19 protein-coding genes and 1 riboswitch are annotated in these 24,653 nt (G+C 55.1%); of the genes, 7 read left to right on the top strand and 12 right to left on the bottom strand.

Going from position 1 to position 24,653, the window contains the following annotated elements:
- The first annotated feature begins 99 nt into the window (after nucleotides 1-99).
- Complete coding sequence (locus FH603_RS09370; protein ID WP_186737227.1) at nucleotides 100-1,767, top strand: ArnT family glycosyltransferase; 1,668 nt, start codon at nucleotides 100-102, stop codon at nucleotides 1,765-1,767.
- A gap of 123 nt (nucleotides 1,768-1,890) precedes the next feature.
- Here FH603_RS09370 and FH603_RS09365 read toward each other — a convergent pair whose 3' ends face one another.
- Nucleotides 1,891-2,904 (bottom strand): glycoside hydrolase family 5 protein, encoded by a 1,014-nt coding sequence (locus FH603_RS09365; protein WP_186737226.1) that lies wholly within the window; start codon nucleotides 2,902-2,904, stop codon nucleotides 1,891-1,893.
- A 102-nt stretch (nucleotides 2,905-3,006) separates the two neighbouring features.
- Here FH603_RS09365 and FH603_RS09360 point away from each other — a divergent pair, with 102 nt between their 5' ends.
- Nucleotides 3,007-6,357 carry a DEAD/DEAH box helicase gene (locus FH603_RS09360; protein ID WP_186737225.1) on the top strand — a complete coding sequence of 1,117 codons (3,351 nt, stop codon included), beginning with the start codon at nucleotides 3,007-3,009 and terminating at the stop codon, nucleotides 6,355-6,357.
- A gap of 85 nt (nucleotides 6,358-6,442) precedes the next feature.
- Here FH603_RS09360 and FH603_RS09355 read toward each other — a convergent pair whose 3' ends face one another.
- Complete coding sequence (locus FH603_RS09355; RefSeq protein WP_186737224.1) at nucleotides 6,443-8,356, bottom strand: alpha/beta hydrolase family protein; 1,914 nt, start codon at nucleotides 8,354-8,356, stop codon at nucleotides 6,443-6,445.
- A 389-nt stretch (nucleotides 8,357-8,745) separates the two neighbouring features.
- Between FH603_RS09355 and FH603_RS09350 the strand changes: the two genes are divergently transcribed.
- Entirely contained in the window at nucleotides 8,746-9,048 is a 303-nt protein-coding gene (locus tag FH603_RS09350) for a hypothetical protein (RefSeq protein WP_186737223.1), read from the top strand.
- A gap of 230 nt (nucleotides 9,049-9,278) precedes the next feature.
- Here FH603_RS09350 and FH603_RS09345 read toward each other — a convergent pair whose 3' ends face one another.
- From FH603_RS09345 to thiM, 6 genes are all read right to left on the bottom strand, one after another.
- Nucleotides 9,279-11,075: a M61 family metallopeptidase gene (locus tag FH603_RS09345; protein ID WP_186737222.1), complete on the bottom strand. Its 1,797-nt coding sequence runs from the start codon at nucleotides 11,073-11,075 to the stop codon at nucleotides 9,279-9,281.
- A gap of 161 nt (nucleotides 11,076-11,236) precedes the next feature.
- Nucleotides 11,237-11,971: a hypothetical protein gene (locus tag FH603_RS09340; protein WP_186737221.1), complete on the bottom strand. Its 735-nt coding sequence runs from the start codon at nucleotides 11,969-11,971 to the stop codon at nucleotides 11,237-11,239.
- Between the two features lie 161 nt (nucleotides 11,972-12,132).
- Nucleotides 12,133-12,783, bottom strand: a complete 651-nt coding sequence (gene tenA / locus FH603_RS09335) for a thiaminase II (protein WP_186737220.1) — start codon at nucleotides 12,781-12,783, stop codon at nucleotides 12,133-12,135.
- A gap of 6 nt (nucleotides 12,784-12,789) precedes the next feature.
- Nucleotides 12,790-13,596 (bottom strand): bifunctional hydroxymethylpyrimidine kinase/phosphomethylpyrimidine kinase, encoded by an 807-nt coding sequence (gene thiD / locus FH603_RS09330; RefSeq protein ID WP_186737219.1) that lies wholly within the window; start codon nucleotides 13,594-13,596, stop codon nucleotides 12,790-12,792.
- 64 nt (nucleotides 13,597-13,660) lie between these two features.
- Nucleotides 13,661-14,284, bottom strand: coding sequence for a thiamine phosphate synthase (gene thiE, locus FH603_RS09325; RefSeq protein WP_186737218.1), 624 nt, complete (start codon nucleotides 14,282-14,284; stop codon nucleotides 13,661-13,663).
- Complete coding sequence (gene thiM / locus FH603_RS09320; RefSeq protein ID WP_186737217.1) at nucleotides 14,281-15,096, bottom strand: hydroxyethylthiazole kinase; 816 nt, start codon at nucleotides 15,094-15,096, stop codon at nucleotides 14,281-14,283. Before thiM ends, thiE begins: the two co-directional genes overlap by 4 nt.
- Before the next feature lie 47 nt (nucleotides 15,097-15,143).
- Nucleotides 15,144-15,245, bottom strand: a riboswitch (TPP riboswitch).
- 255 nt (nucleotides 15,246-15,500) lie between these two features.
- On the opposite strand from thiM, the gene FH603_RS09315 reads away from it, so the two are divergent.
- Both FH603_RS09315 and FH603_RS09310 read left to right on the top strand, forming a co-directional pair.
- Nucleotides 15,501-16,616 carry a glycoside hydrolase family 18 protein gene (locus FH603_RS09315; RefSeq protein WP_186737216.1) on the top strand — a complete coding sequence of 372 codons (1,116 nt, stop codon included), beginning with the start codon at nucleotides 15,501-15,503 and terminating at the stop codon, nucleotides 16,614-16,616.
- Between the two features lie 20 nt (nucleotides 16,617-16,636).
- Nucleotides 16,637-17,377: an SDR family oxidoreductase gene (locus tag FH603_RS09310; protein ID WP_186737215.1), complete on the top strand. Its 741-nt coding sequence runs from the start codon at nucleotides 16,637-16,639 to the stop codon at nucleotides 17,375-17,377.
- A gap of 85 nt (nucleotides 17,378-17,462) precedes the next feature.
- On the opposite strand, the gene FH603_RS09305 is transcribed toward FH603_RS09310, so the two are convergent.
- Nucleotides 17,463-18,806, bottom strand: coding sequence for a vanadium-dependent haloperoxidase (locus FH603_RS09305; RefSeq protein ID WP_186737214.1), 1,344 nt, complete (start codon nucleotides 18,804-18,806; stop codon nucleotides 17,463-17,465).
- A gap of 244 nt (nucleotides 18,807-19,050) precedes the next feature.
- Here FH603_RS09305 and FH603_RS09300 point away from each other — a divergent pair, with 244 nt between their 5' ends.
- Nucleotides 19,051-19,317 (top strand): hypothetical protein, encoded by a 267-nt coding sequence (locus FH603_RS09300; RefSeq protein ID WP_208493090.1) that lies wholly within the window; start codon nucleotides 19,051-19,053, stop codon nucleotides 19,315-19,317.
- A 41-nt stretch (nucleotides 19,318-19,358) separates the two neighbouring features.
- On the top strand, nucleotides 19,359-19,748 hold the full coding sequence (locus FH603_RS09295) for a DUF5991 domain-containing protein (RefSeq protein WP_186737213.1): 390 nt from the start codon (nucleotides 19,359-19,361) through the stop codon (nucleotides 19,746-19,748).
- Nucleotides 19,749-20,298: 550 nt separating this feature from the next.
- Here the strand turns inward: FH603_RS09295 and FH603_RS09290 are convergent.
- From FH603_RS09290 to FH603_RS09280, 3 genes are all read right to left on the bottom strand, one after another.
- Complete coding sequence (locus FH603_RS09290) at nucleotides 20,299-21,396, bottom strand: alpha/beta hydrolase (RefSeq protein WP_186737212.1); 1,098 nt, start codon at nucleotides 21,394-21,396, stop codon at nucleotides 20,299-20,301.
- 138 nt (nucleotides 21,397-21,534) lie between these two features.
- Entirely contained in the window at nucleotides 21,535-22,578 is a 1,044-nt protein-coding gene (locus tag FH603_RS09285; protein ID WP_186737211.1) for a proline iminopeptidase-family hydrolase, read from the bottom strand.
- Between the two features lie 82 nt (nucleotides 22,579-22,660).
- Complete coding sequence (locus FH603_RS09280) at nucleotides 22,661-24,544, bottom strand: heparinase II/III domain-containing protein (RefSeq protein WP_186737210.1); 1,884 nt, start codon at nucleotides 24,542-24,544, stop codon at nucleotides 22,661-22,663.
- Nucleotides 24,545-24,653: the final 109 nt, after the last annotated feature.

The following is a 24,653-nucleotide window of genomic DNA, read 5'->3' as shown; positions in this document are numbered from 1 at the left end:
GCGAATATCGGAAATCCCCCGCAATCTTTTTTTCGGCTACTTTTGCGTCATTGTATTCTGAGGAAAACTAGTCCTCCTGTTGCTCTAAAACGCTGGTTGATGAATCAAAAACTTTTCTTTTCCCTGCTGCTTGCCGCATTAGGCGCTCTGTTTTTCATTCCGTTCCTGGGGGGCGTGCGGCTATTCGACTGGGACGAAATCAATTTCGCCGAGTGTTCGCGCGAGATGATCGCGTTGGGCGACTACCTGCGTGTTCATATCGATTACAAGCCTTTTTTCGAGAAACCACCGTTCTTTTTCTGGTGTCAGTCGGCCATGATGACCCTCTTTGGCGTCAGCGAATTTTCGGCACGGCTACCCAATGCTCTCTGCGGCATCATCACCCTCGTTTACCTGTATCAGCTCGGCCAGAAGCTCCACAGTCACCGGTTCGGGCTGCTGTGGTCACTGGCCTATCTGGGCTCGGTAACGCCCCATCTTTATTTCCGGTCCGGCATCATCGACCCGTTTTTCAACCTGTTTATTTTCGCCAGTCTGGTCAACGTGATCTTTGCCTCGTGGAAACGCGAACGGATGACCACGCCCCTGCATACCCCCCGGCCGGAGTGGGCGTACCTGCTCCTTGGTGGCCTCGTGCTGGGGCTAGGCATCCTCACCAAAGGCCCGGTAGCCTACCTCATCGTGTGTCTGGTTCTGCTGGTTTACTGGGTACTTAGCCGTTTCCGGTGGTTCATAACCCCGGTTCAGTTTATTGGCTTTTCGCTGTCAGCCGCGCTGGCAGCAGTGGCCTGGGGCGGCCTGGAAACCTACCTGCATGGCCCCGTATTCGTACGCGAGTTTCTGACCTACAATGTCCGGCTGTTCAGCACGCCCGATGCCGGGCATGGCGGCTTTCCGGGCTATCACTTCGTTGTTTTGCTGGTGGGCTGTTTCCCGGCATCGATCTTCGCCATCCGGGCGTTTGCTCCGCTCTTCATCGAGCGCAACTACCAGCGCGAGTTCCGGCGGTGGATGCTCATGCTGTTCTGGGTGGTACTGATTTTGTTTAGCGTCGTACAGTCCAAAATCGTGCATTACTCATCGCTTTGTTACTTTCCCCTGACCTACCTGGCCGCCCTCACGCTGACACAGCTGGAAGAGCGCAAAATTCAGTTTACCAATTGGCTGAAAGCGGGACTGATTGCGGTAGGAAGTATTTTCATCGTGGCTACCGTAGCGGCTCCCTTTCTGGCACAACGCATGGAGCTGGTCAGGTCATGGGCCGATCAGGACCCGTTTACGCAGGGCAATCTGAACGCAGCTATCAACTGGACGGGCTGGGAAGTCCTGCCGGGCGTGTGGCTGCTCATAGTTCTGTTCGTGGCGATCCGGTGGTACAGCGCCCGTCAGCCCGCGCAGGCATCGGTAGCGCTATTTGGCGGGATGGCCGTGTTTATAACCCTTACATTATGGTTTTTCATTGGCCGTATCGAAGGCATCTCGCAGGCAGCGGCCATGCGATTTTTTGAGCGCGCTCAGGGTCAGAACGTCTATGTCCGAACCCATGGCTACCGCAGTTACGGCCCGTTTTTCTACACGATGAAGCCCTCCGTGACGAACCCGAACTACTACAACGACGACTGGCTCATGCACGGACGAATCGATAAAGACGTGCTGTTCATCCGCAAGAGTTCCACCTCCCCTACCCACCTCGACTCTCTGCCCGATGTGCGCCGGACCGGCGAAGAGAACGGATTTCTGTTTTACAAGCGGCAGGCCCGGAAGTAGTTTGGTATCCTGGACGGCCACGTCCGGGTGAGCAGCTAATCTCCCCGGACGTGGCCGTCCAGGATACAGCCATAAAAACATGAGTACGTTCGACAGATGCAATAAACTCCTGTACTATGTGCTCTACGGTTTCCCGGCCTTGTACGCCTGCATAGCTTTTTTGAAATAGCGTCCCTGCCGGGTTGGCGTAAAGTTCCAGTCGGAGAAAAGCATAGGGGCCCATTGCGGGTCGAACACCCAGACAACGTAGGAAATTTTGTTCGTGTCGCAGTAGCTGGTAATGGCATCGCCGTAGGACTCGTCGCTGATCACCGGCACATGAGCGCCTTTATCGTCAGGGCCGCAGAAACCTACTTCGGTCAGTATCAACGGGTATTTTTTAGCTACATAGCCCCAGTCGGCGGTCCATTTATCGGCCCAGGGCTTTTCGCGCTTCATGGGATAGGGGTGGCTGACGTAGCCAATTCCTTCGGCCTTGATCGGATTGTTCGCTACTTCTTTCAGGTCATACGCCCAGTTGAAACCGGCCACCAGCGGAATCGCTTTGGACCCGTTGGCCCGGATAATCGTAATCGTTTCTTCCATCAGGGTCTTCCACTCGGTCCAGCTACAGGTCCCCAGCTTACCGCCCATGACTGTTGGTTCGTTGAACAGCTCAAAAAACGCCACGGTCGTATTGTCTTTATAATGATCGGCCATCGTTCGCCAGAACTCGAACGACTCCTTGTGAGTGGTTTCGTACATGGGGCTCTGGTATAGCTCGTTCTTTAGGTTGCCGATGCTGTGCCAGTCGATAATGACATACAGCCCCAGCTCTTCGGCCCAGCCCACGCCTTTGTCCAGCAATTGTAGATACGGCTCTTTCCCGCGGCTGCGCCAGGCCGTTGGGTGGACCGGCAACCGGACAAGGGTAGCCCCCCAGCGTTTCATCTCTTCAAAATATGCCTTGTTCCAGTGGCCGCTTTTCTCCAGCCGGTCGGGATCGCTCGCATTCAGGCCCCTGAACACAATGGGTTTACCATCGGCCGTAACGAATGTATTCCCCTGCACACGTACAAGGTCTGGCCTGGTGGCCGTTTGAGCGGCAACGGAGCCCGCCATCCATACCAGGAGGAGGGGTATCAAAACTAGGTTCATACCGAAATTACAGGACCGCTTGTTGGTTTGTCTGGATTGCAACCTACTTTTATTCGTTCAGTTTATCAACCAGGCCTAACCAGAATTTCATTATACGAGCGAATGGCAGGATTTGACTACAATCTGGAGGCCATTACGATCCCCACCCTGACCGATAGTCTGCTGGCGAAACACAGCAACGGGTTTATTTCGTCGGCCGACGAATACGCCGACGTTGTGCCGCAGGTTATCGATATCAACCACGGCTCATTCACCAGCGCATCACGTGCTGCGTTCTTCCCGCTCGTCGTTGTCCGGCAAACGCCACAGTCGGTGCTGGTATCCTGTGCCTGTACGGAACCGAAGGACAGGTTATGTGCCCATCAGGTGCAGGTGCTTTCGGCGCTACTCCGGCGAAAAGAGCTACGGATCTTCTTCGACCCGGCCCTACGGCATGAAATGATAAAGCAGGTCGCCAGGGATTATGGGCTGGAACAGGAACCATCACTGGACACTTTTTTTCAGGTTGAAATCGATAACCGCGCCATCAGCATACATCCCAGACGCCCGGATCTGCTGCGGCTCAGCCCCGCCGATACGGCACTGCTCACGGCGAACCTGGTACCCACGTCCGGATCATCCCTCCCACGGCCAGATGCACCCCCGACGCAACGAAAACAGATACTGGTCTTTACGAAGCATCGGTATTATGACCACTTTTGTCTGGAGCTGTTTGAGGCCGCTACCGGTAAAAATGGCAAAGTAAAAAACCCATTCACGCCAATCCAGCCCCTTGATTCACTAACCAGCGTCGACAGTCTGCCTGCCGTGAAGTTCTATTCGGCAGTGGCTAAATTTCAAACCCACCACCGCCCGAAGAACGAAGGCGCCGACGTCGACAGCTTGCGGATGGTAGCCCGGAACCCGCTGAAACTGGGGGTTTATTACCATACGAACAGCGTATCTGAAAATATCTCGGCTGCCTCACTGGTCCCGGTGAAGCTGGACGTTCTCGACGCCAGCCTCCGGCTAACGGTTCGGCTGGTCGATAGCTTTTACGAGATCCGGGGGTCGCTCATGCATAAAGGCACGTCTTATGAGCTTCACAAACTGTCCCTGCGTTACGAATACTTCGTGCTGCTGGACGATGTGCTGTACCTTGTCGACAGTACCGACTACCTCCGGGTTATCCAGTTTTTCGGCAAGAAAAACAACCAGGTAGCCATTCACGCATCGAAATACGACGAATTCCGGCAGTCGGTGCTGGCGAAGCTGGAAGACCGAATCGAAATCGACTACAGCTATCTGGAACCGGCAACGCCGGGGCAGTTGCTGGAGGGCGGTTTTACACAGGAGCGGGAACGAATCATCTACCTGACCGACTCCGAAAATTACGTCCTCTTCACGCCCGTCGTCAAATACGGTAACGTGGAGGTGCCGGTCTTATCGAAACGCCAGATCCAGTCGGTCGACAGCCGGGGGAAACCCTTTACGGTAGCCCGCGACGACGAAGCTGAAATTCAGCTTACGATGGCCGTGATGAGCCAGCACCCCGACTTTTACGATCAGCAGAACCAGCCGCAGTTCTACCTGCACAAAAAACACGTACTGGATGAAAGTTGGTTTATACCCGCGTTTGAGGCATGGACGAGCCAGAATATCCGTATTCTCGGCTTCAATACGCTTAGAAACAATACCCTTAACCCAAACAAAGGAACGGTTTCCGTTACGGTCAGCAGCGGCCTGAACTGGTTCGAAACAACGCTGGGGCTAACCTACGGGAAGCAGCAGGTATCGCTGAAACACCTGCAGAAGGCCGTAAAAAACAGAAGCCGGTTTGTGCAGCTGGACGATGGAACCCAGGGCCTGTTACCAACCGAGTGGCTCGACCGCTTTGCCGCCTATTTCCAGGCGGGCGAGGTAGTCGATGACCGCATCCGGACGCCAACCGTTAACTTCCCGACCATTCGCGAACTTTACACCGACGAACAACTGCTGAATGACGTGAAGGATCAGCTGGCGCTGTACGCCAAAAACTTCAACGACTTTCGGTCGATCCGGGCCGTTGTGGTGCCGACCGAGTTACAGGCCACGCTGCGGGATTACCAGAAAGAAGGCTTGAACTGGCTCAACTTCCTTGACGAAATGGGCTTTGGCGGGTGTCTGGCTGATGATATGGGGCTGGGCAAAACACTTCAGATCATTGCGTTCATCCTGTTGCTGCGAACCAGGAACCAGGCCGGCACCCAGTTGATTGTAGTCCCTACGTCTCTGCTCTTCAACTGGCAGGCCGAAGTGGCAAAGTTTGCTCCCAGCCTGAAAATCCACACGTTTTACGGAGCCAACCGCGGTCTGACGAAGAAGGAGTTCGACCGGTACGACATCATTCTTACGTCCTACGGTACACTCCTGTCGGAGATCCGGTTTCTGAAAGAATACCCGTTCAACTACATCTTCCTGGACGAATCGCAGGCCATTAAGAACCCGGATTCGCAACGCTATCAGGCCGCCCGGCTCCTGCAGGCGCGCAACCGGATCGTGCTGACGGGCACACCCATCGAAAACCATACCTTCGATCTCTACGGGCAGCTTTCGTTCGCCTGTCCGGGTTTGCTGGGTAGCTACAACCACTTCAAGGCCCATTATTCAACCCCTATCGACAAGTTCGACGACCGGCAGCGCGCCCGCGAGCTACAGGCCAAAATCAAGCCGTTCATACTCCGGCGGACAAAAGCGCAGGTGGCCACCGAGCTGCCCGACAAAACGGAAATGATTCTTCATTGCGAAATGGGGCTGGAACAGCGTCGCGTGTATGATGCCTATGAACAGGAGTTCCGGAATTTTCTGCTGACCACAAAAGAAGGCGACATTCCCCGCGAACGGCTGCATGTGTTGCAGGGGCTGACGAAGCTTCGCCAGATTTGCAACGCCCCGGTATTGCTCAACGACGAGGAGTTCTATGGCGACGCATCGGCGAAGATCGACATACTCATGGAGCAGATCGAAAGTAAATCGCCCAACCATAAAATCCTCGTTTTCTCGCAGTTCGTTTCCATGCTCGATCTGATCCGGACCGAACTGGAGACCCGGCAGATCAGCTTCGAATACCTGACCGGGCAGACAACCAACCGGGCCGACCGCGTAAACCGGTTTCAACAGGACGAAACGGTACGGGTGTTTTTGATCAGTCTGAAAGCTGGCGGCACTGGATTGAACCTCACGCAGGCCGACTATGTGTACCTCGTCGATCCGTGGTGGAACCCGGCCGTCGAGAACCAGGCCATCGACCGGAGTTACCGCATCGGGCAGAAGAAAAATGTGGTTGCCGTACGGCTGATATGCCCCGATACGATCGAAGAGAAGATCCTGGAACTTCAGGAGGCCAAACGGGAACTGGCCGACAACCTGATCAAGACCGACACAGCCATCCTGAAATCCCTGTCCCGCGCCGATTTACTCAGGTTGCTGCGGTAAGTGGCTCAGGTAGTGTGTGTAACCTAAAGTTGTAGTAGTGTGGTGGTGTCGGGTCCTCAGACCTGACACCACCACACGCAACCCATCACCTGACCAGCCCCGAGCCGCGCAGGTATTTGTCCAGAAATTCCCTGACGGCTTTATAGGCCGTGATCTCGTTTTCTTTTTTTACAAAGCCATGACCCTCGTCCGGGAAGGTAACGTACTCGACCGGTACGCCGTTTTTCTTCACGTTTGCCACAATTTCGTCCGATTCGATCTTTAGTACGCGCGGATCGTTAGCGCCCTGAATTACCAGCAGCGGCTTTTTGATACGCTCCGTATGGAACAGGGGCGACTTGTTGTAAAGGGCTACCGAATCGGTTTTCGGGTGACCAATTTCTTTGAACATCGACTCCCGCTGTGGCCCCCACCATTCGGGCATACTGTTCAGCGTGCGGAGCCAGTTGGCTACGCCGAAAATATCGACACCCACGGCAAACTCATCAGGCGTGAACGCGAGTCCGGCCAGCGTCATGTAGCCGCCGTAGGAACCACCCATAATACCAATTTTAGCCGGATCGACATAGCCGGTAGCCACCAGCGCTTTTTTCGACTCGACACAGTCGCGCAGGTCAGCATCGCCATGTTTGCGATCGTCGGCTGCGTAAAACGTTTTGCCGTAACCCGAACTGCCCCGGTTGTTGACCGCCAGTACCACATAACCGCTGTTAACCAGATACTGCACCAGGGGCGAATAGGTTAACCGTGTCTGGCCGCCCGGCCCGCCGTGAATCGACAGAATGGCCGGTAATTTCTGACCGGCAGGCATATCCTTCGGCTTATACAACAGGGCGGGTATCTCCATTCCGTCGAATGACTTGTACCGAATTACCTCGCCCGATACCATATCGCTGGGGCTTATCTCGGGGTTTAGCCCGCGGATCAGGGGCGTAGCTTTGCTCGACTCAAAATCGTAGGAATACAAGGTTGCCGGCGAGTTGGAGCTGTTGACAAAGAAGATCATCCGGTTCTCGCTATCGCCGATACTCACCCCGGTAACGTCGCCACCGGGCAAGGCAGGCAGCGTAACGGACTTGTTGCTGCGGGTGTCAATAATTTTCAGTTCGGTACGCGCGTCGTTGTTGATCGACACAACGCGGTAGCGGCCCTTGTGCGACAGGTAGTCGGCTGAGATGTCCCAGGCGGCTTTATCAAGAATGTCGCTCTTGCCCGTTGCCAGATCATAGGCCTTCACATACGAAAACTCGTTGCCTTCGTCGGTCGAGATCAGCAGCCTTTTCCCGTCGGGCGTGAATCCTTCCGGTCCGTTGTTCACCTCACCCTCGTGTTTGGTTAGCAACGTTGTCTCTTTGGTCCGGGCATCGTACAGATAGACATCACTGTTGGCGGTAGTTGACGGCTTCGACAGGGCAATGTACCGTCTGTCGGGCGAAACGTCGCCGGGAAAAAAGCCACCGGGATTTTCGAAGATCATCTTCGGTTTCAGCGTGGCTATATCCATCTCATACATATCATAGGCCGATGGGCTTCGCTGATTGGACTGGTAAAAGAAGCTCTTGCGGTCGTGACTCAAGCCGCTGAACTGGTATTTAGCTTTACCCGCGGGGGTAAGATCAGAAACAGCTCCACTCTTCTCACGCAGGTAGATATGGTTCAGTTCGTTGCCACCCTGGTCACTACTGTACAGGATACGCCCATCGGGAAGATAGCCAATAGCAAAAATCGCGTTGGTCTTCGACGACGTCAGCTGCTTGGGTTGCCCGCCTGCAAACGGCACCTCATACAGATTGAACACGCCATCCTGGTTGCTGCTGAAAAGAACCGTCTGCTCATCGGGAGCGATGTCGGCCCCACCAAAGCGGATGGTTTTCATAAACTGCTCGATCGTGTATTTTTTGGGAGCAGCCCGTTTAGGAGCCGGGTCGGCCACAGCCACTACAACGGCCAGTGTGAAGCTGGCGATCAGCAGTACACCCGAAATAAGTTGACGTTTCATTCTGTTATCAAGTTTAGTGGACGCTGGCAAGATATAGCCAGTCCGTCGAATATACCATAAAATGATTGAGCGAAACCGCTGACGCACAACTCGCTACCTATGATTTAGCGAAAGGCATATAGAAGTAGTAGAAAATGGTGTCGGGTCTGAGGATCTGACACCCCGGAAAAGCAATACAGCCATCCTTAAATGGCTCTTCCGTGATGTTCATGCTTAGGTGCTATAGCTACTCATTCTCCCGGAGCACCCCACCGCCAGAGAGCCAGCCAAAGCAACTCGATAACAACAACCACCCCATCAATGAACCGATAAATAGATATTTAAACCTTATGTTACTCATATTAGATATTTGACTAATTTAGCAGAAAACAAAGAAACAACCAGTTCGCATGTCCTTACTTGCTTGTCAATTATCCGCCGTAACTAAACTTGACTTTGTCGCCGACGCCTATATGGTGAGGGATGGAGAAATGATTGTTGTTGTACTTAAGCCAGGTATTCGGGAACGCCTGCCCCTTCATCGGTCCATGCTGATGTTTCAGGCCGCTACCTTCTGCGTCGATGCTGTCATAGAAGCCTATGAGCGGGACGTAGTAGAATTCCTGGCCGAGTCGATGCTTATTGCCGAAGGCTTCCTGCTCAAATCGACACAACGCAGGATCAGCCGAAAAGCGTCCTTTTGTCTAAACTGAACCGGCGCTTCAACCGGCGGTCAGGTTTGTAACAAGGGACTGCTTCAGAATCGTTTTCGTCAGGCAGGCTCTGGCTGACGAAGGTCGGATTATACAGTTACGGCGTTTATCCGGAGCGGGCTGATCGGCCAACGATCAGCCCGCTCCGGGAAGCCTTATCCGTTGAGCGGTAAGACGGGGCGTTAGTCCGTATCTGACTCAAGAATCCTCCGCGCTTTAGCCGGGGAGTATCAAAAGTTACGCTGCCATACCTCGCGGAATTGCAGTTGCTGAGGGGTTGCCTGCGGGTCAGGTTGAAACTGGTATTTCTGCACGAGTTCTTTTTCCGAGACCGTACTTTTAGCCTTTATCTCCTGCCCGTCTCGTCTAACCGTCAGCTCATACACATCACCCACTTTCTGTTTCTTGAGTTCATCCTGAATGGCGCGGAACGTTTCGCCTGTTACAGGCTGCCCGTTATAAGCGATCCACTCGTCTTTCTCCTGCAAACCCGCTTTGCGAAGCGAATCGCTCAGGGTTGTCAGCAAAAATTTATTGTCAACAAAATTGGCTCCCATGCCCATATAAGGCACTTTCTGGCCTGTGTTCACACTTGGCGTATACGTAATACCCAGCTTCCGGTAATAGTCGGCGAAGGGTAGTGGTTCAGTGGCTTTCACGTAACGATTGAAAAAATCAGCGATCTCCGGGTATGTCTTTTGCGTAAAAACGGCGAAGAATTCTTTTTCAGGGAAGGCTTTGTCAGGTCCGTAAGTCATAGCCAGCTCGTTGACAACCTCCCGCAGACCCCGCTTGCCGTTCGACAGTTCAAGCAAACGAATATCCAGCAAACCGGCCACCAGCGCCCCGCGGGCGTAGATATTGCCATACTGCCGCTGGCCCTCGTCGGTATAGCAGGTCAGGCCTAATTTGCTGAGGCTATAGGTCGTATCGACGCTTTTGTCGTAAGCAATTTTCTGCGTTAGCTCATCGAGATACGTAGGCAAGTCCATGAGCTGACCGCGCAGCTGCATGGCGTCGCTGGCCCATTCGGTCACCCCTTCGTACAGCCACAAATGTTCGGAGGGCGTAGGCGTTACAAAGTTGAACTGCTGAATGATCTCGCTGTGGATGTTCAGCGGAGTAACGACGTGGAAAAACTCGTGGGCGGCAATCGAAGTCATGTTGTCGGCCAGTTTTTTCGAGAACTCTTCTTCCCGAATTACATACTCCGAGCTGTACGAGTGCTCCCAGGCACCCCAGTCCTGATCTTCGAAATGATACAGGAAGGTATAGCGCTTGACGGGAAGCTGCTTTAGAAACTTACCGGCTGCGTTGAGCATCGACTGCATGTTCTCCAGCAGTTGATCGGACTTGATCTTGTCGGTCTTCGAATAGGTATACACATCGATCTGCGCGCCGGCTACGGTCGTGGTGGCTTTAGTCAGGCGACCGAGCAGGATGGGCGAATCCACGATCCGGTCGTAGTTAGCAGCCACGAAATAACCCTTATTATTTTTCTCCAGCGCCGTACCCACGGCCCATTCGGTGGGGTAGTCGATTTTCACTTCAATGGGAGCCGTCTGCATCCCGCTCGGGAAGCCGAACACGCCCTGCCCGTTGATGAGCACGTGATCTTTTTCAATAGAGGTGCCGCACATGTTGTACGGCTTGTGCTCGTTCACCGGCGTATCCCATGTCTCGGCAATGCTATACTGGATCGTTCTGACCTTTTTCGGCTGGTCAAGTTTCCACTGATTGGTAGAAACCTGCTCGGTTTTCAGCGCACGACCTTTCGCATCGAGGGCTTTGAACGACTTTACATACCGGCCAATATCCATGATCTGGTAGGTTCCGGGCGCAGTAGACGCAAACTGGTAAATGGCATTGTCGGCGGTCAGTCCAGCCACGTGCAGTGTCACCTTGAACTGGTCGTCGGCCCGGTCGTTGAGGTTGATTTCATAGACCAGCGGCAGACCCGGTTTGGCAAACGTGAGCTGGGCAAAAAGCGTGGCCGAAGCCAGTACAAGAAGGCGTATGATCTTCATAAAGCGAGTTGATGAAACAAAACAGCCGCAAAGTAGCCGAATCAGCAACACGCCTGAAAGCACATGGTTCATTCGGAATTATTCAGGGATGAGCGGTGGCCGATAGTCGCTACCCGCTGTCGCCCGTGTGCAACCGGCATCGAACTCAAAAAGCCAGTCCGTCAGACAGTCTTCGCGGGTTGTCCATTGAGCGCCGGCGGTACCCCGGTCGTGGCGACCTGAAGGCTTTCGGTAGTCTGGTGGGTTACGACCGTACCCCGCGTGGGCGTGGCCGGGTCTTTTTTGGCAAAGCCAACCGAGTTCACCAGGCTCTTCATCCGCGATGGATCATATCCTGCCAGATACGCCAATAAGGACACCGATACGGCAAATTTGAAGTAGGACGATGCCGACAGGCCGATGAAGTTGCCATTGTTTGCGGGATCGACGGAGGTCGTAAAATTGGTCAGGTATGATCCGGCAATGAAGATCAGGTAGGTAATAAACCCCCGTAACATGGACACCAGCGGGTTCTCGGTCATGTACACGTAACTATTGAACTCTTCCGATTCCGGGTCGATCGGTTTAGAACGTCTGTAATGGAATTCGTTACTGGCTGCCAGGTTACTCGCAAAGCCGCCCAGTACTCCCGCCAGCGCCGACAATATAGCTACGTTGATAGGGGTAAACGTAGCCGCATATAACAACAGGTATTTGGTATTGAACACGCCTTCATGAAAGATCAGGTCCCGGTAGGCGCTGGAGTTCAAGCTCATACCGCAAACAAAAAGCAGCAGCCAACCGGTGAACATCAATGCACCCAGCCCGGTTTTGACAAGCTGATTAGCGGTGCTCAGTTCTTCGAACAAGGGTTCTTCCGGCGTATCGGTTGCGGTAAGCGTAGCGTTGACATTCATGGCGATTGAGGTTTAGTATAAGGAAATCTACACCATTACCTACTGTATGTCAACAGTTTAGATACCATTCAGGGGTAAACGCCTGCCTTATTCCGTAGAAGTACGCCCGGTCTGGTTATCCTGTTTGTACTTTCCTGGCCGATGTTTTTACAGAATGGCGATCATACCAGCCACCGGTGCCGGGTATAAGCATCATTCCAGAAGTACCACTCCAGCCGACTCGCCATGCGAAACGCGTCCCGCATGCGATCCTGCTCCACCGGACTCGCAGCTTCAGCAAACCGATCGGTCAGGGCCAGCATCTGGGTCACCGACAGATCGAAGGCTTCACCCGCATACGTGTCGATCCAGGAGCGATAGGGGTTTTCCCGGATGGCTTGCCGATAGATGTACTTTCCTACCTCGCGGTATATCCAGAAACAGGGCAGAACAGCCGCGGCTCCCACGGCTACCGATTGGAGCGAGGTGGTTGCCAGCAGGTAATTCGTATAGGCAAAGCAGGCAGGCATCTTCGCCGTTTCGGGCTGAATGTCGTACAGCGCGAAATAGGTTTCGTGCAGCCCCCGCTCCACGAGAATGGCGTTTTGCGCAAACTGCGTGAATTGCAGACTATCGTCGGCGGTAGCGGCCCGCGCAGCCAGTTGATTCAGCGCCCGGCTGAAATCGGTCAGGTAGAGCGCGTCCTGCTGGATGTAGTACTGGAACGTAGCCGACGGCAAACGACCCGTCATCAATTCGTCCACAAACCCGTGATTTAGTATAGCGTCGTAGATGGGCTGGATATCCTGCCAGAGTTGTTCCGTGAAGTTCATACGGGTTTATTGCCAGACGTTAAAAAAATGGTGGACGGGTCCGTGGCCATGGCCCAGTTTATACACAGCGCCCATTTGCAGTGCCTGCGTGAGGTAGTCTTTAGCGGCAGCAACAGCGTCGACAACCGATAGCCCACGGGCCAGCCCGGCCGCAATGGCCGACGAAAGTGTACAGCCTGTCCCGTGGGAGTTACCCGTTTGGATACGGGCCGTAGGAAATGAATACTGCTCGTGGGCCGAGAGGTAGAGCAGGTCGGTACTTTCGACTGTTGTCAGATGCCCGCCTTTTACCAGGATCGCGCCCGGACATAGTCTGGCCAGGTCCACGGCTGCCGGCTCCATATCGGCGGTGGACTCAACGGGTCTCCCCAGGAGTACGCTGGCTTCGGGCAGATTGGGCGTAACGACGGAAGCCATCGGCAGGAGCCACGTTTTTAGCGCGTCGACGGCCTCATCCTGGAGGAGTTTATCCCCACTTTTAGCCACCATCACGGGGTCCAGCACAATGTTTCCAACCCCCAGTTCGGCCAGCGTTTTAGCGACTTCCACGATAACCTCCGCCGAGTGGAGCATCCCGATCTTCACCGCATCGGTACCGATGTCGCCCAGCACGGCCTTAATCTGCTCGGCAATGAAGGCGGGCGGCACCGGCATGATGCCTGTTACGGCCACCGTATTCTGCGCCGTCAGGGCAGTGATAACCGACATTCCATAGCAGCCCAAAGCCGCAAATGTTTTCAGATCGGCCTGAACACCAGCCCCTCCCCCGCTATCGGAGCCGGCAATGGTGAGCGCGCGTTTGTACGTTTTCATGGGTTAAATGAGTGAAAAAGTGACTGAGCGTGAGCGGTGTAACGAGTAAGAGCCTACTACCGCCCTATCCATTGTCCAGCAGTTTAATAAGGGCCCGGGTGGCTTCGTAGGGCGACGGATGGCCGCAAATGGCCGAAACCACGGCGGCACCGGTTGCGCCAGTCTCCCGGATCGACTGAATAGTAGCTGCGTTGATCCCCCCAATGGCAAAAGTAGGCCGGTTAGCGCGCTGGCAAATGACCCGTAAACCGGCCAGCCCCAGCAGGCTCGATGTATCCGGCTTGGTGCCGGTAGGAAAGATGGTTGCTACCCCAAAATAATCCAGATCGGTGTCGCGGGCGGCCTCCAGCTCGGCAAGCGTGTTGACCGACAGGCCGATGATCCGGTTGGGTCCGATCAACCTGCGGACCAGCGCATGGGGCATATCGTCCTGACCCACGTGCACGCCGTCGGCATCAACAGCGAGCGCAATATCGACACGGTCATTGATGATTAGTCGGGCCTCATACGCTTGGGTGATGCGTTTCAGCTGGGTGGCCACGTCCAGAAAATCGCGCGTCGACAGGTCTTTCTCCCGAAGCTGCACCCACCGAACGCCCGCCCGGCAAGCTTCCTCTACGACATAAGGCAGGGTATGCCCGGCCTGTCGGGCAATGGGCCCGTCGGTTACCAGATAGAGCCTGTTCACCCGATGGTCAGTTGATACCGGTCGGTGATAGCGCCTTCGGTCAGTTCGTACAAAGCGTCGAGAAAGTTGAGTTGTAAACTGCCGGGTGCCAGTTTTGAGGCAGCCGCTATCTCTCCCGCAATGCCTGTGACGACCATAGCGTGGGCCGCAGCCTGAAAATAATCGGAATTGACGGCAGTAAAAGCGCCCACTAAGGCGGTTGCGGTACAGCCCATACCCGTTACTTTGGTCATGAGCGGGTGGCCGTTGGCTACCGTAGCCAGCTGTTCGCCCTGAATGATATAGTCTTTCTCTCCACTAACAACGACCACACTACCCCAAATGGCGCTCAACCGCCGAGCGGCATCAATGGCAGCCTCTGAGCCGTAGAGACTGTCGACACCCTTGGTCTGGGCATTCAAACCGGCCAGCGCCATAATCTCGGACGCATTCCCCCGTATCACCGTGGGTGACGCCAGCGCCAGCAGTTCTTCACTAACCCGATTCCGATAAGTAGTAGCCCCTACGCCCACCGGATCGAAAATGATGGGCTTGTTCAGGGCTTTAGCCTGGCGCATGGCGAGCCGCATTCCCTCGACGAAATTAGCATCCAGCGTGCCGATGTTGACGACCAGCGCACTGGAAATGGATACAAACTCTTCCACTTCCTCCGGCGCATGCACCATGGCGGGTGAAGCCCCCAGCGCCAGCAGTGCATTAGCCGTGTTGTTCATCACCACAAAGTTGGTGATGCTGTGGATAAGTGGTGACTGATAGCGTATCCGCAGAATATCGGCCCAGATCGATTGAGGAATTTGAGAAGTTTGAGACATGATGCTGTTGATTAAATCAGTAACAGCAACTTCAGGAGGGAGCGGGATGCGGCTCATGAACTTTTCCCTACGGCAGTATGAGCTGCATCAGGTAATGAGGGTATCCTCTCAGTCAGACCAGATCGGTACTGACACCCCTAAAGTTGTTTGGCAAAGGTAGGGTATGGCGGGAGTATGTCAAGCACAATCTCCTGTTTTGAAAAGCCAGATGCAGCAGCCCGACCGTAAGCGCTTACGGCACACTACGCCCCGTAAAGTCTGAACAGCCTGGCAGCGGTAGCCTGGATCCGGTTTTTCAACACAATCGGGCAGCGGTAACGGTTAACGTATCAACGACCTGCCGTTCTGTTCATCTGTCTGGCAAATAGTCCCGTATGTTTGCCCCTCCCAAACCCATTTACGTCATGTTCCGCACGTTTCCTTTCCTTGCTTTTCTGTCGATTACCCTGCTGCTGGCAGGTTTCAAACCCGCGCCAAAGCCCAAACCGATCGTGCTGGCCTACGTAGGCGGTTTCCGGGGACAGATCGATGCCGGGCAGATTGCCGCCGAAAAAATTACGCACATCAACTACGCCTTTGTGGATGTGCGCCAGAACCGGGCGTGGCTACACAACCTCGCCACCGACTCCACCAACTTCAAAAGTCTGAACCAGCTCAAACTCCGCAACCCCGACCTTAAAATCCTGATCTCGATTGGGGGCTGGTCGTGGAGCGAGAACTTCTCCGACGCGGTCGTGAGCGATACGGCCCGGCTGGCGTTTGCGGCATCGGCGGTAGACATTGTCCGGCAATACCAGCTCGATGGTATCGATATCGACTGGGAATACCCCGGCATGAAAGGCGAAGACAACGTGTTCCGTCCCGAAGACCGGGAAAACTTCACGCTGCTGTTCAAGGCATTGCGGGAGCAGTTGAACATCCTCAAGAAACAAACCGGCCAGAACTACCTCGTCACCACGGCTCTGCCCGGTTTCGACGCCATTTTCACCCATACCGACATGGCGCAGGCACACCAATACCTCGACTATATCAACGTGATGTCGTATGACTTTTTTACGGGTGGGCCGCTGGCGGGGCATCACACGAATCTGTACGAAACGGGCAAGGTCAAAAACGAAACCTCGGGCGACAAGGCGGTAAAACTTTACCAGAAAGCGGGCGTTCCTGCCGAAAAGCTCGTCCTGGGCATCGCTTTTTACGGGCGGGCGTGGCAGCTGGAAAACGGCGATCACAAAGCCCACCCGCGTACCATCACAAAAGTAGAACGGGGCGGTGGCTATACCTTTATCAAAGACACGCTGCTGACAAACCCCGCTTACAAACGCTACTGGGATCGCAAAGCCAAAGCCCCCTACCTGTATAATGCCGACCTCAAACGCTTTGTCTCCTACGACGACGAAGCATCCGTACGGGCCAAGTGCCAGTATGTGAAGAAAAAAGGACTGGCGGGTGTCATGTTCTGGGAGTATTTCAACGATCCTAAAACGTATCTGCTCAACGAGATCAATAAAGAACTATAACACGACTGCATTACGAACGTATGGATATTACAACAAACACTGTATTGATTACGGGCGGAGCCTCCGGCATTGGCTGGGCCCTCGCCGAACGATTTCTGAAAGCAGGCAGTCAGGTCATCATTTGCGGACGCCGGGCCGACAAACTACAGGAAGCTCAGCAGCAGTACCCGCAACTCCACATCCGCCAGTGCGACGTGGGGCTGGCCGCCGACCGGGTGGCGCTGCTCGACTGGGTAAGCACCGAGTTTCCGCAGGTCAACGTGCTGATCAACAACGCCGGTATTCAGCGCCGGATGCAGCTGACCAATAGTCAGGAAGACTGGACCGAGAGCCAGTCCGAACTAGCCATCAATCTGGAAGCGCCCCTCCATCTGTCGATGCTGTTTATTCCGCACCTGCGACAGCACCCGAAGGCCGCGATCATGAACGTCACGTCCGGGCTTGCTTTTGTGCCGGGTTCTTTTGCGCCTATCTACAGCGCCACCAAAGCGGCCCTGCACTCATTCACGATGTCGCTGCGGCACCAGTTGTCGGGCACGTCGATTGAGGTGATCGAACTCGTGCCACCCGCCGTCAACACCGACCTGGGTGGCACGGGGCTGCACAACTTCGGCGTACCCGTTGGTGACTTCGCCGACGCCATGATGGCCGGAATCGAAGCGGGCTCGCCGGAGATTGGCTACGGCACGTCCGAAACGAACCGACTGGCCTCGCGGGAGCAGGTCGATGCGATTTTCCGGCAGATGAACAGCCGTTTCTAAGGAAAAAGGTTCTAAAGCAACGTGACGTATTGTATCCGGGGTTTACAGGTTTGCTACAAACCCCGGATACAATACGTCACGTTGCTTATTTCTGGACGAGTACGGGTCGGACTTCGGCCCCATCCCGACGGGCTCGTTTGATGACCTCCTCCCCGACTTTGTGGCCCATATCCATCCCCACGACGTTATCGACCCGGAAGTGAACGCCCCCTTCGAAGCGTGACTCAGCCGCTTCTTTCGCTTTGTTCATGAAGAACGCAGCCGCTTCCGGGAACAGATAGCCCAGCACTGTAGCGCGGGCCGTAGATATGGTCGCGTGACCCGACGGGTAGCTGGGGTGCGGGGGCGTAAACAGCAGCGGGGGCACATAGGTCGAATCATACTGGTTGGGCCGGATGGACCAGTAGGCGTATTTGGCATCCCAGCAGGCGATGTAGCCGTCCTGCGCAGCAACGCTGACGAGCGCATAGGCGCGGGCCGCCTGGGGCGGGTTCATGTGCAGGTTGTGCTCGAACAGTTTCTGGTCCAGCGCATCACCCCAGTAATCGTTACTGGCCCAGTAAAACGCCCGCCCAATCGCTGCGGGTGATTTTTTGACCTGTTTCAACTCCTTCATATCACCGGCTGGCTCAGGGGGCGGGCCCGGCCGAAACTGATTTCCTGCCGTGAGCACCCACGGTTTGCAGCCGCCCGCCATAGGCTGAATGGGTGGCCGTTTGTCGTTCCACAGACCCGTTCCGGTCGGGCGTTTCCCATCCCATACAGCATCGGCACCGTCGGCTTTGGCCAGCTCCACTACGGCCTTTCCCACCCGCTGCCCTAACTCGAAGCCCGCTTTGCTGTCGCTGGGATACACCACACCCGCCAGCACCCGCGACCGGCACGCACGCTCGGCCACCTGCCGAATCGAATCGGCTTTGGCGGGAAACAGATACCCCAGAATCGCAGCCGCGGCCCCGGCCGCCACCGCATGTTCGCAAGGATACGATGGACTATCGGGGACAGCAAGGTAAGGCGTCAGGGTTTTGTTATGAGTCGATGGACGGGGCCGCCGGTAGGTTGTCTTCGTATTCCAGGCCGCCACCGTCGCGTCATAAACCGCCACATTCATCAGCGCTTTTCCCCGTATCCAGGCGGGAGGGAAACCACCGTACAACTGCTCGATAGCGGCTTGCCAGCGATAGCCCGGTGCTCCGGCATTCCAGTAGTCGATCAGTTGGATCGTAGCCGAATCCCGCTGGCGTTGCATACTGCCCAGGGTTTTCTCTTCGGCCTGGGTAGCAGTCGCGTTGGGTGGTGGCGGCAGTCGGTAGGCCTCCCCCAAGGGAATGACCCACGTTTTCCAGGACCCCGCCCGTGGTTCCAGCTGGGCGCGGCTTTGCCCGAGAGCAAGTGTACCTAATGCAATGAATAGCAGGGTAGTCTTCATGAAAAAAGAGAATTTGGCTTCCGGTCAAAGCTAATTCTACTATTCCGCTCTACCTAGCGCACAAATACGCCTTATAAGCAGGGGTTTATACGGGTTTTCAGTAGCCGTTTATGTAGCAATACAACTCCTGATGAAACCCGGCTGAGCAACGGCAATCAAAACAACCGTTCACCATTTATGTTAAAATGATACCGAATACATTTGATTCACAGGCTTGTTGTTACGCCACTACCCACTTGTTATCATGCCCGTGTATTTCCAAAAACTGTTCAGTCTCGTTACGCCCCTCGTGCTGTTGTCGCTGGCGGGTGTCGTCATGATTGGTTACGGCTTCGTCGATATGAGCCGGGAAAATAACGTGCTCCAATTTTTCTTCGGTATCCCCCTCGCGGCCGGCGCGTTCGGCCTTCATACGTTGGTACGCCGGGCTTGCCGACGCAATACGCTGCACGTGTGGGTGGCCGAACTGGTGATCGTATCCCTGATGTGGTACGGATTCAACAAGTCCTGACGTTCCGGACCTCAATCACGACGCTTAATCCCTGAATGTATATGGCCAGATTCACGTTCATAACGGGTTTACTCCTTCTGGTAACCCTCCTTTTCAGCTTCCAGCAAACCAATAGCTGGATGGGTAACTGGACGGGTGAGCACCCGGACGGTATCACGTATACGATTACCGTCAAGGATAAATATAAGGGCATGAATCTCTGCCAGGTCCATGCTCAGGGAATTCAAACGTTCTACACCCTGGATTGCTGGGCAACGGGTACACCAACGACCCTGAAGGTTTATTACCGCTCCACCACCGATGGCGCTTTTTACGCCGACAAACGCGTCAAGCTCAATGATCCTCTGTTTATTTTAACCCGTGAGAAAGGCAAAACCACCTGGCAGTGGCAACAGATTTTCGACGGAAAAATGGTGGTGCGGAAGGAGTGACGGGAAAACTAAGGTTAAATACTGATACAGATAACATGCTCGTTGCTTGCAGGACGAATATGGTACTCGACTACTTACTGTTGAGCCTAAGGATCTGAAGCAATCATATAATGTATAAACTCCCTCTACGCACAAAGACCTGTTCGATCACTTGCTGATTTCCGGGTGATTGCTGATAAGCTCATCCTGATAAGTGCTAACCCTAACTTTCTCTATTATAAGGCACAAGGTTTGCGCCTGTTGACCAACAAGTGTTGACCTTAGAGGTATTTGAGTTAGCCCGTAGGGCTTACATAGCGCAGCGTCGGTAGCCAAATGGGGCCATTGAGTGGCCCGCGTGGCGTAGGTACGCAACAAACCGAGCAAACGGGTGTGTACCGCAGCGGCAGCCCGGCTACGGCACACAAGGTCTTGTGAGGTCCTTATTTTAGCTATTGCAATTATCAACCACTACCAGGGGCTTTGCCCACTGGCAGGGCGCATGTCCAACCCTGCCAGTGGGCAAAGCCCCTGGTAGTGGTTGATAATTGCAGTACAACACCCACACCCCCTACTTCTTCCCTCCTTTCACCGGCTCAGACGACAGATTCATCGTGAAGAAGGGCAGCATTTTCTGCTCGATACGCTCGCCGATTCGGTTGATATGATCGCCGTCGTACTCTTCGTAGGTGTGCGGGATCTGGTAGTTGGTCAGCATGGCATCCAGGACTTTATTGGTGGCGGCAATGCTCGCATCCTTCGAGCCGGCGTCGAACGCCAGCGCCTTCAGTTGCCTGATGTTGGCGATGTACTGGTCGAGGGTGGCAAGTGGGGCATTTGCGGCCCATTTAGCAGTCACCATCGGCTGGGGCTGGCCTTCCTTCACCGGCAGGTCCAGGTAAAAGGGCGCATTGGTAGGGTTGGGAGACCAGGAAGCTGCCGATGCAAACATAGCTTTGGTTATAAAATCGGCTTTGTCAAGCTCGGCCACCGTTTTCACGCCTTCCATCCGGGCGGCCATCTCGGAGCCTCCCGGCCCGCCCATGTTCGGTATCATGCAGCAGGGACTGAGCAGGTAGAGACTGGAGAACGTTTCAGGGTGTTTCTGCCCAATCCGGATCGTGCCGTACCCACCCATCGAATGCCCCGCCAGCCCGCGACTACCAGCCTGTGGGATGGTACGATACTGCTTATCGATATAGGTCACCAGCTCCTCGGCAACGAAGTCTTCCCAGTTGCCAATCGTCACCGAGTTCGAGTACATGCTCCCGAAATAACGATTGTAGGCATTAGGCGTCACGATGATGAACTCCTTCGTTTTTCCATCAGCCAGCGCCTTGTCGACGACGGCGGGCAGATTGATCCAGTGCTTGGTCAGGCCGTACCATTTGTCGTCACTGTCGGTGAAGCCGTGCAGGAAATAGATGACCGGATACCGGCGTTTCTTGTCGGTCTGATAGCTGGGCGGCAGGTAAATGGATACGTCGCGGTCGGGTGAGTCACCAGCCAGATTGCCTTCCAGCCCCTTCCCGTGCACTTTTATGCGTTCCACCCTGCCGGTTTTGGGTGAACTGGTCTGGCTATAGCCGTTCGTGGCTAATGCTAAAATAAAGATAAAGAGAAGTGACTGAGCGAGACGACGAAAATGAGAATGGGTGTTTGGTTTCATGATGGACAAGGTATTTAGTTGTACGTATCCTGGCCGGGCTGGCGCACCAGCGGCCACGTCCGGGTGAGAGAAATACATAGTTCACCCGGACGTGGCCGCTGGTGCGCCAGCCCGGCCAGGATACAAAAGCCGGTCTACCTACAGCGTTACTTTCTTCTCGCCCGCGTCGACGCCTTTGATGAATTTGATGAGGCCCTGCATGTAGGTTTTCTGATCGTCGTACATCGACATGTGGCTGCCGTTGGGGCAGTAGAGGTAGCTGCCATTGGGGAGCTGCGTCGCCATCCACTTCATGTGCTCGGGGTCCATGGTGTCGTACTGAGCGCCGATGGTCAGCGTGGGGACGGTGATTTTGGGTAGGTCGGCTTTGCGGTCCCAGTTGGTTAGTTTACCGGCAATGCCAAATTCGCTGGGCCCCTGCATGGTCACGTACAGCGACTGATTCGACTTGCCCAGCGCGCGCGTCATGGGTTCGGGCCACTGGTCGATGGGTAGTCGGCAGATATGTTTGGCGTAGAAGTTAGGCATCAGCAGCTCCATATAGCGCGGTGCCGTGTATTCGCCCCGGGCTTCGATGGCGTTTACCTCCTTCACAACCGCCGGGTCCATCTGCTTCGCCAGCACCTCATCGGCATATTTGCCGTAGTCGGGGCAGCTCGACATCATATTCGAGATTACCAGCCCTTTCAGGTTCTTGCCGTATTTCAGCGCGTACTCCGTCGCCAGAATACCACCCCACGAGTGGCCCAGCAGGTAGAAATTATCGGGCGTGAGGTTGAGCGCGGTACGCACCTGCTCCACCTCTTCCACGTAGCGGGGCAGATCCCAGAACGTCGTGTCGTTCGGGTTGTCGGAGTTGCCCGTTCCCAGCTGGTCGTAGTAGATGAACTCGATGCCTTCGGCGGGCAGGAAGCTTTCCATCACCTCAAAATACTCGTGGGTCGCGCCTGGCCCGCCGTTGAGTAATAGCAGTTTAATTTTGGGGTTGTTGCCAAAGCGCTTGGTCCAGACGTTGAACGTACGGTTAAGCGTTTTGACAGGAATGATGCGTACCCCACCATCGGCAACTCCGCTCGTATCGGCGGTGAAATAGGTTTTTAGCGTCGCCGTATCGGTATCAGACGACCGGCACGACCCGAGCAGGCACGCCGTAGCGAGCAACAGGCAGGAAAGGTAGTTCATCGAAAAATCAGGTAAGGATAAGTCAGTTGACAAGTATACGCAGGCTTGAGGATAAACCCATCATTCGTAACAGCCTTCCTGATTATTTACGCAGCCAGTCCCCCAACGGCAAAACGGGCTTTTTGAGCTGACTAACTGCTTTCTCAGTAAGGAGCAGCACCGTCAGGACATCTTTCGTGTGAGCAGGCATAGCAAGCTCGAAACCCAGCAGGGTGGTGCCGGGATTGGGGGCATCATACGAATGGGGCGGGTTGGTGGTCCAGGTTTGTAAAGTGATACCCGCAGGCTCCTGTACCTCCACAATGAGCTTTTTGCCAGCTTTGGTCAGTTCGGCGCGGTTCTTACCAATGAGTTTTACATCGGTTCCGGTCAGCATGGTCCAGCGAACACGGGCCGGGCTGGCAACCGCAGCAATTTCATCCCGCACGACCACATACGCCTGGTCCACAATGGCGATGCCCCGGCTGGCGCTGGTCAATGACCCTTTGTACAATTCGCTCAGGTTAACCGTCGCGCTCTGGAACAGCGGATTTCTGGACGAGCCGGTAAGGCTGGCAAACCCATCGACCCGTTGCAGGCTATCGTTGACCATCAGCGTATTGTGTACGCGGTTCGAATAGCGATAGACTTCCCACCGCTGCGAATTCTGCTTGCGGTTCCACAAATCCACGCCTTTGGATTCCAGCGAATTGTAATCCTGCATGCCGAAGTCCATGGCCCAGCGCACCCCGTCGGCCTCCATGACGAACGAACCAGCATCCATGTGCGCGTGATTGCTCGACGGCGTCCCGCCTTTGATGCCCACAAAGATCGCGGCCGGGTCGGTCCAGGACGTGCGCATCAGGGCGACGGGGTTCCGGCCAGCACCCGTCCAGGTCGTTGATGCAGGTGCGGGGATTTTATCGACGTTCATACCAGCACCCCACAGCATGATAGAAGGCAGCAGCCGGTCGCTGACATTAGCAGCCGCTTCACCCCGCAGCAGCCGCCCCCGCTCCACCCACACCAGCGACGGGTCACGTGCTTTGTTGGCAAACCAGAACAGGGCCGGTTGTAATTCAGGGTTCTTACCCGCATCGGCGTAGTTGAACGACATACCTGACGGACCAGCCATGTTGGTCATGTAGCCAGCCGTTTTTAGAAAGCCGGGCCGTTGCACCAGCCCAAAATCCTGACCGAACGCTTTTTCGATGGCGCTGATGAACAGTACATTGAAACTCGTTCCGTAGCCCCAGTAGCTGTAGCCTTCGGGGTATGCCCCATCCGGCGCATAATCGTCCATCGGTAACACGATGCTTTCGATAGCCCGGTTCAGGACGGTTCGGGCCAGTTCCGGCTTGTCTTCGTAGATGGCCAGCGCGCCGTAGGCCATGCCCGCGTTGCAAACCTGATTCCAGTTGTGGGTAGCGGTAAGCCAGCTGTTGTTCTTGGGATCGAGCGACGGCTCGATACCCTTTTTCAGAATGGCGTCCCGGATGGTAGCCCGCGACGCTTCCGACAGGTCGGCGTAGAGCCAGTCATAGCCAATAGCCACACCGAGCGTCATTTCGGCGACGTCCAGAAAATGCGACGGGTTCCAGTCGCTGAACGCCGATACGGCCAGCAGTTCCTTTTCGGCCCGGGTGCGGTATTTCTCCTGACCGGTCATGCGCCAGGCGTAGGACAGGAAGAAGATACGGCGCAGGGCCTCCCGCGACTTATCGAGCAGGCGACGACCAATCTGAATCCGTTCGACGGGGGGCGTTGGTACGATCCTGTCGCACTCGGCCAGGATCACCTGATGCACGCTGCTCCAGGTCTTGTCGGCGGCAACGGCTCGTTTAAGCAGGGCTTCTTCGCGGCTTAGCAACAGAATACGGGGGTGACCCGGCAGTTTCGTCGTAACCGTCAGGGGTTTATCCTGCGCCGACAGGCGGAGGCATACCTGTATACAAAAAGCCAGCAGGAAAATATGTCGTCTGTTCATAACAGGGAATCGGTTCCTCAGGAAAGCGTGGCCCGCTGTTTTTATACCATCTCAACCCGCCCAAGTCACAGCCCTCACATTCCCTCCCGTTATCCCTCATCACTATTTG

It is taken from the genome of Spirosoma utsteinense (assembly GCF_014282275.1).
In the GTDB taxonomy this organism is placed as follows: Bacteria; Bacteroidota; Bacteroidia; order Cytophagales; family Spirosomataceae; genus Spirosoma; species Spirosoma utsteinense.
The sequence above is the reverse complement of the archived record's forward strand: the minus strand, read 5'-3'. Positions and strand labels throughout refer to the sequence as shown.